A 14,161-nucleotide genomic window follows, 5' to 3' on the forward strand; every position below is an offset into this window, starting at 1 on the left:
GCCACGGACATCCGGACCCGTCACGCCGGCCCCCGTCACGCCAGCCGGTGGGCGAGATCGGCGAACGCGTCGCGCACGTCGCCGGTGGTGAGGAGTGTGAGGTCGTCGGCGGTCGCCCGGTCGCCGAGTTCGGCCGCCCGCAGCGCCCGGCACCCGCACGCCTTCTCGTACATGGAGCGGGCGAAGCGCCCGTTGCCGAACTCGTCGATCCGGCCCGTGCCGCAGACCCGCTGGAAGACGAGAGCGAGGTCGTCCAGAGCGCCGTCCTCCCACCGGTCCCCGCCCTGCTCGGCGATGAGCTGGGCGATGCGGAGCAGTTCGTCCGGCCCGTAGGAGGGGAAGTCGACGCGAACGTCGAACCGTGAGGCCAGCCCTGGGTTGGACGCGAGGAACCGGTGCATGTCGGCCTCGTAACCGGCGAGGACGATGACGAGCCGGTCACGGTCGTCCTCGGCGCGCTTGAGCAGGGTCTGCACCGCCTCCGCGCCGAACGCGTCACCGCCGGAGTAGCCCGGGTTGCTCAACGCGTAAGCCTCGTCGACGAACAGGACTCCGCCGAGAGCCGAATCAACGACCTTGTTCGTCTTGAGGGCCGTCGCGCCGAGGTGCTCGCCGACGAGATCGGCACGCTGCGCCTCGACCACCTCCGGCCGGGCGAGGAGCCCCGCCGCGGCGAAGATGCCGCCGAGCACGCGCGCGACGGTGGTCTTGCCCGTGCCGGGCGGCCCGGTGAAGACGAAGTGGCGCGTCGGCGGGCGGGTGACGAGGCCCTGCTCCTGCCGCATCCGGGCCACCTGCAGCTGGGCGGCGATCTCCCGGACCTGCCGCTTCACCGGTTCGAGCCCGATCATCGCGTCGAGCGAGCCGAGCGCCTCGTCGAGCGTCGGAGTCTCGGCGTAGCCGCGGTACCGCTCGGTGACCTCGGCGAACGCGGTCTCCACATCCGCCGCGCGGAGGGTGACCAGGTCGTCGGCGCTCGGCGTGCCCGACGCTCCGGCCACCGAGTCGACGACCCGTACGTCCCGCGCGCGCGCCGCCGCCTCCGTGAGGGACCGGACGAACCGTCCGTTACCCAGTTCGTCGACGATGCCGCGCCGCTCGACCTCCTCGAAACGCGCGGCGAGCCGCCGCCGGGCCTCCGGATCGAGCCGGTCCTCCCGGAGCCCCGTGTGGTAGTCGGCGATCAGCAGCAGCTCGGACGGACGGTAGGACGGGAAGTGCACGCGCGTGCCGAACCGTGAGGCCAGCCCGGGGTTGGAGTCGAGGAACTCGGCCATCTGCGCGTCGTAACCGGCGAGGATGATGACGAGGTTGTCGCGGTCGTCCTCGGCACGCTTGAGCAAGGTCTGGACGGCCTCGTCACCGAAGCGGTCGGGTTGCCCTTCGGCGGAGTTGACCAGACCGTACGCCTCGTCGACGAAGAGGACTCCGCCCAAGGCGGAGTCGACGAGCCGGTTGGTCTTGAGGGCGGTCGCACCGAGGAACTCACCTACGAGGTCCGCGCGCTGGGCCTCGACCAGAGACGGCTCCGGGAGCAGCCCGAAAGCGTAGAAGATTTTGGCCAGCACACGCGCGACGGTGGTCTTGCCCGTTCCCGGGGGGCCGACGAAGACGAAGTGTCGCATGGGTTTCTCGGTGGGCACGCCTGCGGCGGCCCGCATGTGCGCGGCCTCGATGGACGCGGCGATCGAGCGGACCTGCCGTTTGACCGGCTCCAGCCCGATCATGTTCTCCAGCTCGGCGAGCGCGTCGGCGACGGAGATCTCCGGTGAAGCGTCGCTCCGGCGTTGGGGGGAGGCCTGGCGCTCCCAAGCCGCGGCGGCCTCGGCGGCCTGCGCCGCGGCGCGGGTCTCGTCGGCCGCCTGCGCCGCCGCCGAGTCGGTGCCGGGGGCCTGCCGGTCGGACCGGCCCGGCCGATCCCGCTTGTCGAACTTGTCAGCCCTGTCGAATTTGTCAGCCCTGTCGGGCTTGTCGTGCTTGTCGAAGGTGGAGGGGTTCTTTCGAGGTCCTGGCACGGCGTCCCCCTTCGGGCTCGCCTGCTCCTGCACCCAGCCGGTCTCGTACGCCTCGGCGGGCACCGTGCGGCGCGCCCGGTCCCAGCGGTAGGCGAGGACGGCTAGGGCGGCGGCCCAACCGGGCGCCGCGGTCGCCTCCGGGAGCAACTGGGCGACCGCCGCGGTCGCCGCCCCAGCGGCGGCCAGTGCGAGCAGGGTCGTGCGCCACGGCGCGTACCCGCTCAGGCGGAACGCGACCAGCGCGACTGGCAGGGCGAGCACCGCCAGCAGCCACGTCGGGCTCAGATAGGACAGGTCTTCGCCGTCCGGGTAGAGCCTGCCCAAAGGCACCGACAGCGCGAGCCAGGACGCGATGACCGCGACCACCGCCATGCCCGTGGGCGAGCGCAGCGTCAGATGGACGACGACCAGCAGGACGGCCGTCCCCGCCGCCGCGCCCAGGACCGGACCGCCGAGGACGACCGTGGCGGCCGGCGCCAGCGCGATCAGCAGCAGCCCGCCCAGGAACCTCAGCCCCGGCGTGATCTGGAAGTAGCGCACCCGCAGGCGCTCGAAAAGATCCCGCGCTGCGGCGTCCTTCGCCGGGCGGGAGCGGGGCCTGCCGAACAAAGCCATCAGAAGCGAGTAAAGCGCAGGACCGCCCGGAACGGGACTCCCCGCGCCCGGTTCGTTGGTCCCCGCCCAGCCTGCCTGGGGCGGGCGCAGAGCGTCCCGGAGCCGAGACCAGGACACTTGTGCTGTCCAGAAGTGGAGGTGCGAATCTGCTGCCGACACCGGACGAATCCGTAACGTCCCAGAGCGCGTTTTCTGAACTTGTCAGCCGGACGAGGCTGTGCAGGCTCCGCTGCCATGACGCACCCTACGATCGACTGCGCGGGCCACTTCCCAGGACGACGACGGGAACCGATCGGCCACGCGACCACGGCGTTCATCCGTTCCTGAGGAGTCTCTTTGACCGGCCCCACCGACTTGACCGGCCCCACCGACGCGCTACCCGGGCTCGCCCCCGCCCCCGCCGACCCCAAGGAGGTCTCGCGGGTCGCGGGCTACGAGATCGAGGACGAGCTCCAGGCCGCGCGGCCGGTCAGGATCGCCGGGGTGGACGAGGTCGGCCGCGGCGCCTGGGCGGGCCCCGTCGTGGTCTGCGCCGCCGTCACCGACCTGAGCCCGCCGCCGATCCTGCAGGGTCGCGGCAAGAGGACCATCGCACTGACCGACTCGAAACTCCTCACCGAGGCGCATCGCAAGTCGTTCGCCGGTCTGCTGCCCGGATGGCTCGCCGGGCACGCCATCGGCGCGTCGTCCCCGGAGGAGATCGACGAGGTCGGCATGACGGAGGCGTTGCGTCGCGCCGCCATACGCGCGCTGGAGTCGCTCCCTGTCCAGCCCGACGTCGTCATCCTCGACGGCAAGCACGACTTCCTGGGGCGGCCCTGGCGCGTCCGTTGCGAGGTCAAGGCCGACCAGAGGTCGGTCACGGTCGCGGCCGCGTCCGTCTTGGCGAAGGTCCACCGTGACCGGCTGATGGCCGGGCTGGACGGCGAGTTCCCCGGTTACGGGTTCGCGGACAGTGCCGGATACCCGTCACCCGTCCACCAGAAGGCGCTGGAGGAGTACGGGCCAACGCCGCACCACCGGATGTCCTGGTCGTACCTGGACGACCTTCCGCGCTGGCGGCATCTGAAGAAGCACCGTGACCCGCTCGCCGGCGAAGGGCAGCTCAGCCTTCTGTGAGTCATCCGCGCCCGGCCGGGTAAGCGCCATCCACGGGAGGTAGATGCCATGGATGCCGTCGTGAAGAACCTGCTGCACGAGTCCGGCCAGACGTTCGCCGAAGAGGCCGGGATAACGCTGAAGGACCAGCCGGCCGCACTGTTCAAGCTGCTCGTCCTGGCCAACCTGCTGAGCGCGCGCATCTCGTCGGACATCGCGATCGCCGCCGCCCGCGAGCTGTTCGAGGCCGGCGGCGGGACCGCCCGCGGGATGGGCAAGCTGTCGTGGCAGGACCGGGTGGACGCCCTCGGGCGCGGCCACTACGTCCGGTACGACGAGAGCACCGCGTCCCGCCTGGGCGACACGGCGGAGATGGTCCAGGACAAGTACCAGGGCGATATGAGGCGTCTCGCCATCGAGGCCGAGCGCGACCCCAAGAAGGCGGCAGAGCTCTTGCAGGAGTTCCCCGGCATCGGCCCCACCGGCGTGGACATCTTCAGCCGCGAGGCCCAGGCCATCTGGCCCTGGCTACGCCCCCACATCGACGACCAGGTGAAGAAGGGCGCCGAACGGCTCGGCCTGCCCACCGAGGCCGGCGAACTCGCCGGGAAGGTGCCGGACAAGGACCTCGCCCGCTTCACCGCCGCCCTGGTGCGGGTGGCCCACGACAAGAAGCTCGCGGACCATCTCAAGGCCGCGTGAGCACCGGTGCCCACCGCACCGCGTGAGGACCGGTCCTCGCCGTGTGAGCACCGGTCCCCGCCGCAGGAGCGCGCGTCAGTCCTTGCCGCGTGAGGCGACCCACTCCAGGTTCCAGGCGTAGGCCTGGTCGACCGCCATCTTCCCCCAGCGCGGGCGGCCCGGCGGAGGCAGGACGAACCGGCCCTCGCGGCGGACGACCAACTCGCCCTGCACGTTCTCGATGAGCGCCAGGACCGCGTCGCGTGAGGCGTCCACGCAGTCGTCCATCCTCATGTCGATGGGCGGCGCGCCCACCGGGAACAGGGTGGCGATCGCGTCCAGCCCCCGGAAGTCGTCGGCGCCGTCGTAGATCTCGGCGAACACCAGGATCCGCTTGATTTCGGCGGCGTGGTCGAGGTTGATGTGGAGGTTCTCGCCCGACTCGATGGCCCCGGTCCGGTCGTCCTTGTCGAGCTTGATGAACGGTGCGCGGTCGAGCGCGCCCATGTCGCCGATCGCGTGGATGATGCCCTTGCGGCCGTCCTGCAGCTCCCAGAGGCAGCACAGGTCAAGGTCGAGGTCGACGCCGCGGCGGCGTTTACCGAGCCGTCCCTTGGCGGCGCCCTCACGCGCGGTCCAGTTGAGGTTGACGCGCATGTGGCCGCCCGTCGCGCCGTGCTTGGTGAGCGACACCGACGGCGCGTTCTTCGTCAGGGAGATCTTGCCGCCCCCCTGCTGCTGCGGAGCCGCGCCGGGCATGGGCGGAGCCGCGCCGGGCGGCGGCGGAGGCGTGTACTGACCGGGCGGAGGTGCGTACTGGCCAGGTGGCGGCGCGTACTGACCAGGTGGCGGCGCGTACTGACCGGGCGGGGGCGGCGCGTACTGGCCACCTGGCGGAGGCGGGGGAGCGTACTGGCCGGGGGCGGGCGGAGGTGGAGGCGGCGCGTACTGGCCGGGTGGAGGCGGAGGCGCGTACTGGCCGGGGGCGGGCGGAGGCGCGTACTGGCCGGGGGCGGGCGGAGGCGCGTACTGACCACCCGGAGGCGGCGCGTACTGGCCAGGCGGGGGCGGCGCGTACTGCTGCTGCGCCGGCGGGACGGGCGCCTGCGGAGGCTGGGGCGGGGCCGCCCCCTGACCGGGATCGTCGACCGAGATACCGAAGTCGGTGGCCAGCCCGGCGAGACCAGAGTCGTAGCCCTGGCCGACCGCGCGGAACTTCCACGCGCCCTGCCGCCGGTACAGCTCACCGAGCACGAAGGCCGTCTCCGTGGTGGCGCCCTGGCTGTCGAACCGGGCGACCTCCGCGCCGGCCGCCGCGTCCACCACGCGCACGTACAGGCCCTGCAACTGGCCGAACGTCCCACCGTCCGAGGATGCTGCGATGACGACCTTGTCGATGGCCGGCTCGACCCGGTTCAGGTCGACCGACAGGACGTCCAGGACCGTCGGCCCCCGCTGCTTGCCCTCGTGCCGGACCGCGCCGGAGCCGTGCGCCGGCTGGTTGTAGAAGACGAAGTCGTCGTCCGAGCGCACCCGGCCGGTCTCCGTCACCAGGAGCGCCGACGCGTCCGCGTCAGGGACGCCCGGTCCGGCCTGCCAGCCCAGCTCGACCCGCACCGCGGGAACCGGCACCGGGGTGTTGGCGCCCTTCTGCATCGACATGAACGCTCCTCATCATCGGCCGACCTCACCAACCTAGGGCGTGCCGCATCACCCCCGCGACCTCCCTGTGCAGAGGACGCACGGCGGCGCCCCATGGTTCCGCCCGGCCGCACCGGACGTCGGCCGGACGTCAGGGAACGCGGGCGGTCCACTCGGGGGTGCCGAACTTGTCGGTGACGTACTTGCGGGCCAGCCGCAGCTCGTCGTCGCTCACCCGGTCGCCGGTCAGGCCGTACCGGGTCCGGAAGTGCGCGATCATCCGGTCGATGATCTGCTCGCGGGGCAGGCCGGTCTGCCGCCGCAGCGGGTCCACCCGCTTCACGGCGCTCGCGATGCCCTTGTCGGAGATCTTCTCCCGGCCGATCCGCAGCACCCGCAGCATCTTCTCCGCGTCGATGTCGTAGGCCATCGTCACGTGGTGCAGCACCGCGCCCGAGGCCAGCCGCTTCTGCGCCGCGCCGGCGATCTTGCCGTTGTCGGAGGTGATGTCGTTCAGCGGCTGGTACCACGCCTTGATCCCGAGGTCGCCGAGCGCGCCCAGCACCCAGTCGTCCAGGAACGCGTAGCTCTCCGCGAAGGACATCCCCGCCACCAGCGACTCCGGCGCGTACAGCGAGTACGTGATCGTGTTGCCCGGCTCGATGAACATCGCGCCGCCGCCGCTGATCCGCCGGACCACGTCCACCCCGTGCCTCCGCGCCGCCTCCGCGTCGACCTCGTTGCGCAGCGACTGGAAGCTGCCGATGACGACGGCGGGCGACGCCCACTCCCACACCCGCAGCGTCGGCGGGCGGCGCCCCGCGCCGACCTCTTCGGCGAGCACCTGGTCGATCGCCATGTGCAGGGCCGGGTCCTGCGGCGGCTCATGGATCAGCCGCCAGTCGTGCTCGCGCCAGTCCGACGCCCGCGCCACGGCGCGCCGCACCGCGATGCCCACGGCTTCAGCGGAGACTCCCAGCATCACCGTGTCGCGCGGCAGCCCCGCCTGGACGCGGACCCCGATCGCCCTGGCGTCGAGCCCGGCGGGAAGCCCGTCGAGGACGCCGTTGATCGCGTCCAGGGCCGCGTCCGGTTCGAGGAAGAAGTCGCCGCTGATCCTGGGGACGCGCAGCAGGCCGTCCACGACGTCGACATCGGCGACCACGAGCTTGCCGCCGGGCACCTTGTACTCACCGTGCATCACATAGAGGTGAACCCGGAGCCCGCACGGCCCATTCCGTACGTTCGACGGCGAAGGCAGTAGGGCAGAGTTAAAGGACGGTATTGCGGGGAGGGGCGGTTCTGGTGAGCAACCTGGATGTGCGGCCGAAGCCGGTCGAGTGCGGTGGACGCGACGACGTGTCGGCCGGGCCCGTCCACGAACTGCTGCCGCCGCGCCGGGTTCCGCTGGGCGAGAGCACGTTCGTCCGGCGGCTCCTGCCGAGCCTGGGACGGCGGATGGTCGGCGCGTGGTGCTTCGTCGACCACTACGGGCCGGACGACATCACCGACCAGCCCGGCATGCAGGTGCCTCCGCATCCGCACATCGGGCTGCAGACGGTGAGCTGGCTGCACGGCGGCGAGGTCCTGCATCGCGACGGTCTCGGCAGCCTCCAGACCGTCCGTCCGAGACAGCTCGGGCTGATGACCGCCGGGCGGGCCATCGCGCACTCGGAGGAGTCCCCGCGCGCGCACTCCCCGATCCTCCATGGCGCCCAACTGTGGGTCGCGCTTCCCGGCACCCACCGGCATACCGAACCCGCTTGGGAGTACCACGCCGACTTGCCGGTGGTCACCGCACCCGGCTTCACCGCCACACTGCTCCTGGGCGAACTCGACGGCACCGCCTCTCCCGGATCGACGTTCACCCCGATCGTGGGTGCCGACATCGCACTACAGGACGGCGCCGACGCGCGCATACCCGTCAAACCTGACTTCGAGTACGCGGCGCTCACCATGTCCGGCATCATCGAGATCGACGGTGAGCCCGTGGCGCCCGGCTCGATGCTCTATCTCGGCTGCGGGCGCCGCGAACTGCCGGTACGGGCGGCCGACGGGCCGGGCGGCTTCATGCTCCTCGGCGGTGAGCCGTTCGAGGAGAAACTCGTGATGTGGTGGAACTTCGTCGCGCGGACTGGAGAGGAGATCGCCCAAGCGCGGGAGGACTGGATGACGGGCGACCGGTTCGGCACGGTCGAGGGCTACCACGGCGACCGGCTCCCGGCGCCCGCCATGCCCGCCACACGCTTGAAGCCACGCGGCCGGACGCGCTGAGCGTCAGCTTGCAAGCCGCCATTCCGGGGCCTCCGGCACCGTCTTAGGTGAAGCTCGCCTCGTGGCGGACGGGAAAGTTGACCGAGTTCGCGATAAAGCACAGCTCGTGGGCCCGTTCATGCAGCTCGGCGGCCCGTCCGGCCTGCCCGGGATCGGCGAGGGCCACCCGGGGACGCAGGACCACGTCCTCGAACCGTCCGCCGCCGTCCGCCGTCTCGACCATGACGCCGCGCGGACGGTCCTCGTAGCCCGTCACCACGAGCTTCTCCACGGCGCACAGGTGAAGGAACCACAGCATGTGGCACTGCGACAGCGAAGCGACGAGAAGCTCCTCCGGGTTCCATCGGGACGGGTCGCCGCGGAAACCGGGATCGGAACTTCCCACGATGGCCGGCTTGCCCTCCGCCTGAACCTCGTGAGCCCGCTCGTAGGCGCGATAGGAACTCGTCCCGGACCCGGTGTTCCCCGTCCAGGTCACCGACATTTCGTACTGGTGGCGCTTCACCGCTCGACCCTAGTCCTTACCTGCAGCGTTCGCGATATCTCCCACCAGCCCGTCATACTCTCGGTCGAACCGGGCCCCATCCCCGTGCTGAAGGAGTCGACGGCATGCGCTCTCGGCCGCTCTACGACGTTGTGGCAGTCCTCGCACGGCTCGGCGTGGGCATCGTGTTCATGGCGCACGGCTGGCAGAAGATCGAGGCGGGCATCACCGCGACCGGCCGCACGTTCGGCGATCTCGGCGTGCCGCTCCCCACCGCCGCCGCCGTCTACTCCGCCTTCGCGGAACTGCTCGGCGGCGCCGCGCTCATCGCCGGGCTGGGCCTGCCCGTCACCGGCGCCCTGCTGTTCATCGACATGGCGGGCGCGTTCCTCTTCGTCCACGCCGACCAGGGCCTGTTCATGGTGGACGAGGGGACGGTCGGGAACGGCTACGAGCTGGTCCTCGCCCTCGGCATGGCCAGCCTCCTGTTCGCCGCGGGCGGCGGCGGGAAGCTGACCCTCGACCAGTGGATCATCAGCAGGCGCTTTGGCCGCCCGGGCGACGAGGACGAGGACGACGCCGCGAGCTTCGTGGAGTCTCTGCGCCAGGCCGAACTGAAGCCCGCGAAGAAGCCCGCCCGCCGCACCCCGAAGTCTCCCGCGCCGACATCATCCGAGCCTTCGGACAAGCCCGCCGTCCCCGAAGGCACCGAGGACGACACGCTGGTCGCCGGCCGCCGCAAGTCCCCCCAGCGCCGCCGCGCCTCGACCACGCAGCCGATCAAGCCCACCGGCGACGACAAGACCAAGTCCCCCTGACGCCACCCCCGGCACCCGACGCGAGGTCCCGGCAAGCGCATCCCACACCTACCGGGACCGGGCAGGGATGCTGGTGGAGAATTAATAATCCCCTCAAGTCGGGTCACCGACTCGGCGTCATAAAGGCGATATACGCCTGCGGACCTTCCGACGGGCGACGCCAGCCCGGCCAGAACCGGATCTCCGCGCCGACATCCCGCACCCACTCCGCCAGCCGCCCGATCGTGAACAGCTCCGCGCTCGTGCTCATGGAGGCGACTGTGCAGCTTCCAGCCGCTGGAAGCTCAAACCGAGACCCCGACCGGTCGCATGCGAGCAGCGACGCCGGCGACCAAAGCGAGAGCGGGGAGCCGGCTCCCCCCGGACTCCCCGCTCTCACCAGGATGATCACACCTCGATGGTGCCCGTGATCAGCTGCAGCCGCTGGTGGAGCCGCAGCCCTCGCAGACGTAGCAGCTGCCTGCCGGGCGCATCTTCGTGCCGCAGGTGAGGCAGAGCGGGGCGTCGGCGGTGCGGCCCTGGCGGCTCTCGATCGCCTCGACGGACGAGTGCGCCTCGGCGGACGAGTGCGCCTCGGCGGCCGGAGCCGCGGCGGCCGGACGGGTGATCGCGGCGGACTGGGCGAGCGACTCGTGGTCGACCTCGTCCTCGGCGTGCAGGGCGGCGGGGTCCTCGCCGTTGGCCTGCATCGCGCGCTCGTCGGCGGTGAAGATGCCGAGGCCCGCGCGCTCCTCGTACGGGAGGTGATCCAGCGCCAGGCGGCGGAAGATGTAGTCCATCACCGAGGTCGCCATGCGGATGTCGGGGTCGTCGGTCATGCCGGCGGGCTCGAACCGCATGTTGGTGAATTTCTCGACCCACGTCTCCAGCGGGACGCCGTACTGCAGGCTGATGGAGATCGCCATGGAGAAGGCGTCCATCACTCCGGCGAGCGTGGAACCCTGCTTGCCGAGCTTGAGGAAGACCTCGCCGACGCCGTCGTCCGGGTAGGACGAGGCGGTCATGTAGCCCTCGGCGCCGGCGACGGAGAACCGGGTGACGGTCGCGGGCCGCTGCTTCGGCAGCCGCCGGCGGACCGGGCGCGGCGCCAGGACCTCCGCCGGCTCCTCCGCCTCCTTGCCCTTCTTGCCCGCGGCCGACAGCGGCTGGCCGACCTTGCAGTTGTCGCGGTAGATCGCGAGGGCCTTCAGGCCGAGCCGCCAGCCCTCGAAGTACACCTTCTCGATGTCCTCGATGGTGGCCTGCTCCGGCATATTGACCGTCTTGGAGATCGCGCCGGACAGGAACGGCTGGACGGCCGCCATCATCCGGACGTGCCCCATCGGGCTGATCGCCCGCTCGCCCATCGCGCAGTCGAACACCTCGTAGTGCTCGGGACGCAGGCCGGGCGCGTCCACCACGTGGCCGTGCTCGGAGATGTACTCGACGATCGCCTCGATCTGCTCCTGCTGGTAGCCGAGCTTCTCCAGCGCGCGCGGCACCGTGTTGTTGACGATCTGCATGGAGCCGCCGCCGACGAGCTTCTTGAACTTCATCAGCGCGAGGTCGGGCTCGATGCCGGTGGTGTCGCAGTCCATCATCAAGCCGATGGTGTTGTGGCTCACCATGCCGTTGGCCACGTAAGTGACGTTGTCCGGAACCGACAGGTCGTACGTCGGCTGAACGCCACCGTCCTCGTTCACCTGCACGCGCTCGAACAGGTAGCCCAGCGCGTACCCGAGCCGCTCGTCCAAGGTCTTCGTGTACAGCGACCGCGCCAGCATGCGAGACACGGCACCGTTCTTGCGGATCGACTGCAGGACAGCGTCCCTGGACGGGTGGCCGGCCGGGACGATCTGCTCCCATGCCTCCCGTGGCAGCACCACGTGGTCGTTCTTGGCCGACCGCTCAGGTTCCAGAGCGGCCATGAGCCGGGCCTTGCGCTCGCCGATGAAGCCGATGGTCTCGTCGAAGTTCAGCGCATGGTCGACGTTCCGCAGCCGGACCTGGAAGATGTCTCCGCCGAAGCCGCTGACCGTCGTCCGGGTCGTCGTGGCCAGACCGAGCGCGAGCAGCAGGGTGCGGACCTCACCGGCGAAGGACTCCGAGGCGGTCGACAGGCTCGGGACCCCCTGCGTCACGGTTCCGTCCGCTTCGAAGAGCCCACGCAGGAAGCCTGCGTAGATTTCGGCGTCGTTCGTCTCGAGGATCGCGGAGGGAACCCGCGGCGTCCACCCCTTGCCCGCGTGGTCGACGCCGGGCAGGTCCTTAGCGAACCCTGCCGCCTTCCACCACCGGGCGAGCCGCACGGACTGGAGCGTCACCTCGCGGTACCCCTGCTGCTGGACTACGGCGGGGGCGATGCCGAACAGTTCCTTCGCGAGGATCTGCAGCCTTTCGGAGACGTCCAGGTCGCTGTCGGCGACGCACAGCCGCACGCCCTTCGCGTGGAGACTACCGTCGCCCATGAAGTATCCGACGAGTTCGGCGAGTTCCGGGCTGACGGAGCCCGGGACGTGAACGTTCCGGTCATCGGTGTAGTACGCCTGATCGAGGACGGGCATGGGGACCTCGCGGCGGTCACCCACCAGTGTCCGCATCTGCATGGGCACGAGGTCGCCTTCGGCGATATCGGCGAGCCGCCGCCACACCCACTCGCCCGTGCCCTCGTCGACGACCTTGATCCGGTGCGTGAGCGTGCCCTGGATCGCATAGCCGCCGCGGGTGCGGATCCGACGTGTCGGCTCCTCACCGTTGACGAAGAACTTCGTCGCCTGGCGAGGGCCCTCGTCGGTGGAGACGGTCATGTCGAGGTCCTGCCAGCGATCGCCGTACACATCCCCGATCTCGGACAACCGCGTCAGGCCGCGGTCGGTCGTGACCAGGGTGTCACCGGTCAGGCAACCGGTGGGTGCCAGCAGGCTGGCCTGCGCGTTGCGGTAGCCGTGCTTCTCGCCTGCCTTCAGGCACTCCGCCCACTGCTTGGCGGCGGCGGCGTGGATCGCCTTGTCCACCTCGTCCAGCGTGCGGATGCCGTCGTTGGCGGCGGCGTGCTTGCGCATGACGCGCTTGTGCGCCTCGGCGTTGCGCGCGTACCCGGCGTACGGGCCGACGCCACCGGAGATCTCGGCCGAGCGCCGGTAGGCGACGCCCGTCATCAGCGACGTGATCGCCGCGGCGAGGGAGCGCCCGCCCTCGGAGTCGTAGGCGTGCCCGGTCGCCATGAGCAGCGCGCCCAGGTTGGCGTAGCCGATGCCGAGCTGCCGGTAGTCGCGCGTCGTCTCCGCGATCTTCTCGGTCGGGAAGTCGGCGAACGTGATCGAGATGTCCATCGCCGTGATGATCAGCTCGGTGAGCTTCACGAACCTCGCGACGTCGAACGTCCCCGCCTCGGTGAGGAACTTCAGCAGGTTGATGCTCGCGAGGTTGCAGGACGAATTGTCCAGACTCATGTACTCGGAGCACGGGTTACTTGCGGTGATTCGTCCGGTCTCGGGGTTCGTGTGCCAATCGTTGATCGTGTCGTCGTACTGGATGCCGGGGTCGGCGCACTCCCACGCGGCCTTCGCCATCAGGCGGAACAGATCCTTGGCCTTGACGGTCTCGACGACCTCGCCGGTCATCCGGGCGCGCAGCCCGAACTCGCCGCCCGACTCGACGGCCTGCATGAACTCGTCCGACACGCGGACGGAGTTGTTGGCGTTCTGGTACTGGACGCTGCCGATGTCCTTGCCACCGAGGTCCATGTCGAACCCGGCGTCCCGCAGCGCGCGGATCTTGTCCTCCTCGCGCGCCTTGGTCTCGATGAACTCCTCGATGTCGGGGTGGTCGACGTCCAGCACGACCATCTTCGCGGCGCGCCGGGTCGCGCCGCCGGACTTGATCGTCCCGGCGGAGGCGTCGGCGCCGCGCATGAAGGAGACCGGGCCGCTGGCGGTGCCGCCGGAGGACAGCAGCTCCCGGCTGGAGCGGATGCGGGAGAGGTTCAGGCCGGCGCCGGAACCGCCCTTGAAGATGACGCCCTCTTCCTTGTACCAGTCGAGGATCGACTCCATCGTGTCGTCCACCGACAGGATGAAACACGCGCTCACCTGCTGCGGGGACTGCGTGCCCACGTTGAACCAGACGGGCGAGTTGAAGCTGAATAGCTGGTGGACGAGGGCGTACTTCAGTTCGTGGTCGAAGATCTCGGCGTCCTGCTCGGAGGCGAAGTAGCCCTCCTTGACGCCGGTCTCGGTGTAGACCCGCACGACGCGGTCGACGAGCTGCTTCAGGCTCCATTCCCGCTGCGGGGTGCCGACCGCGCCGCGGAAGTACTTGGACGTGACGATGTTGACCGCGTTCAGCGACCAGGAGTCGGGGAACTCGACGCCGCGCTGCTCGAAGTTCACCGAGCCGTCGCGCCAGTTGGTCATGACGACGTCACGACGTTCCCAGCGCATCTCGTCGTACGGGTGCACGCCGGGCGTGGTGAAGATGCGCTCGATCTTCAGCCCTTTGCGGCCCCCCTTGCCGCGCCGGGCCGCCGAGCCGCTCACCGTCTCCGTCATGACCTT

Annotated in this window: 10 protein-coding genes; 4 read left to right on the forward strand and 6 right to left on the reverse strand. The window is 70.4% G+C overall.

Going from position 1 to position 14,161, the window contains the following annotated elements:
- Positions 1 to 35: 35 nt before the first annotated feature.
- Positions 36 to 2,630 carry an AAA family ATPase gene (locus SM418_RS06015; RefSeq protein ID WP_371939600.1) on the reverse strand — a complete coding sequence of 865 codons (2,595 nt, stop codon included), beginning with the start codon at positions 2,628 to 2,630 and terminating at the stop codon, positions 36 to 38.
- A gap of 438 nt (positions 2,631 to 3,068) precedes the next feature.
- On the opposite strand from SM418_RS06015, the gene rnhB reads away from it, so the two are divergent.
- On the forward strand, positions 3,069 to 3,749 hold the full coding sequence (gene rnhB / locus SM418_RS06020) for a ribonuclease HII (protein ID WP_371939676.1): 681 nt from the start codon (positions 3,069 to 3,071) through the stop codon (positions 3,747 to 3,749).
- Between the two features lie 48 nt (positions 3,750 to 3,797).
- Entirely contained in the window at positions 3,798 to 4,430 is a 633-nt protein-coding gene (locus SM418_RS06025; protein WP_371939602.1) for an HhH-GDP family DNA glycosylase, read from the forward strand.
- 75 nt (positions 4,431 to 4,505) lie between these two features.
- Here the strand turns inward: SM418_RS06025 and SM418_RS06030 are convergent, their stop codons facing one another.
- Together SM418_RS06030 and lplAB are read right to left on the reverse strand one after the other, a co-directional pair.
- Positions 4,506 to 6,071, reverse strand: a complete 1,566-nt coding sequence (locus SM418_RS06030) for a TerD family protein (RefSeq protein WP_371939603.1) — start codon at positions 6,069 to 6,071, stop codon at positions 4,506 to 4,508.
- Positions 6,072 to 6,201: 130 nt separating this feature from the next.
- The gene (gene lplAB, locus SM418_RS06035) at positions 6,202 to 7,251 is read right to left on the reverse strand and encodes a lipoate-protein ligase LplAB (protein WP_371939604.1); all 1,050 of its coding nucleotides are present in this window, start codon (positions 7,249 to 7,251) and stop codon (positions 6,202 to 6,204) included.
- A 104-nt stretch (positions 7,252 to 7,355) separates the two neighbouring features.
- Between lplAB and SM418_RS06040 the strand changes: the two genes are divergently transcribed.
- Positions 7,356 to 8,324 (forward strand): pirin family protein, encoded by a 969-nt coding sequence (locus SM418_RS06040; RefSeq protein ID WP_371939605.1) that lies wholly within the window; start codon positions 7,356 to 7,358, stop codon positions 8,322 to 8,324.
- A gap of 43 nt (positions 8,325 to 8,367) precedes the next feature.
- On the opposite strand, the gene SM418_RS06045 is transcribed toward SM418_RS06040, so the two are convergent.
- Complete coding sequence (locus SM418_RS06045; protein ID WP_371939607.1) at positions 8,368 to 8,829, reverse strand: OsmC family protein; 462 nt, start codon at positions 8,827 to 8,829, stop codon at positions 8,368 to 8,370.
- A gap of 104 nt (positions 8,830 to 8,933) precedes the next feature.
- Between SM418_RS06045 and SM418_RS06050 the strand changes: the two genes are divergently transcribed.
- Positions 8,934 to 9,626, forward strand: coding sequence for a DoxX family protein (locus SM418_RS06050; protein WP_371939608.1), 693 nt, complete (start codon positions 8,934 to 8,936; stop codon positions 9,624 to 9,626).
- Between the two features lie 103 nt (positions 9,627 to 9,729).
- Here the strand turns inward: SM418_RS06050 and SM418_RS06055 are convergent, their stop codons facing one another.
- Together SM418_RS06055 and SM418_RS06060 are read right to left on the reverse strand one after the other, a co-directional pair.
- Entirely contained in the window at positions 9,730 to 9,876 is a 147-nt protein-coding gene (locus SM418_RS06055) for a hypothetical protein (RefSeq protein WP_371939609.1), read from the reverse strand.
- 160 nt (positions 9,877 to 10,036) lie between these two features.
- Positions 10,037 to 14,155 (reverse strand): vitamin B12-dependent ribonucleotide reductase, encoded by a 4,119-nt coding sequence (locus SM418_RS06060; protein ID WP_371939611.1) that lies wholly within the window; start codon positions 14,153 to 14,155, stop codon positions 10,037 to 10,039.
- Between the last annotated feature and the right edge of the window lie 6 nt (positions 14,156 to 14,161).

The sequence above is a fragment of the Actinomadura chokoriensis genome, from assembly GCF_041463665.1.
GTDB lineage: Bacteria > Actinomycetota > Actinomycetes > Streptosporangiales > Streptosporangiaceae > Spirillospora > Spirillospora chokoriensis_A.

What these genes read in the sequence shown, in the direction of transcription:
- SM418_RS06015 (WP_371939600.1), bottom strand. Translation starts at nt 2,630, where the DNA reads ATGGCTTTGTTCGGCAGGCCCCGCTCCCGCCCGGCGAAGGACGCCGCA.
- SM418_RS06025 (WP_371939602.1), top strand. Translation starts at nt 3,798, where the DNA reads ATGGATGCCGTCGTGAAGAACCTGCTGCACGAGTCCGGCCAGACGTTC.
- SM418_RS06030 (WP_371939603.1), bottom strand. Translation starts at nt 6,071, where the DNA reads ATGTCGATGCAGAAGGGCGCCAACACCCCGGTGCCGGTTCCCGCGGTG.
- lplAB (WP_371939604.1), bottom strand. Translation starts at nt 7,251, where the DNA reads ATGCACGGTGAGTACAAGGTGCCCGGCGGCAAGCTCGTGGTCGCCGAT.
- SM418_RS06050 (WP_371939608.1), top strand. Translation starts at nt 8,934, where the DNA reads ATGCGCTCTCGGCCGCTCTACGACGTTGTGGCAGTCCTCGCACGGCTC.
- SM418_RS06055 (WP_371939609.1), bottom strand. Translation starts at nt 9,876, where the DNA reads ATGAGCACGAGCGCGGAGCTGTTCACGATCGGGCGGCTGGCGGAGTGG.
- SM418_RS06060 (WP_371939611.1), bottom strand. Translation starts at nt 14,155, where the DNA reads ATGACGGAGACGGTGAGCGGCTCGGCGGCCCGGCGCGGCAAGGGGGGC.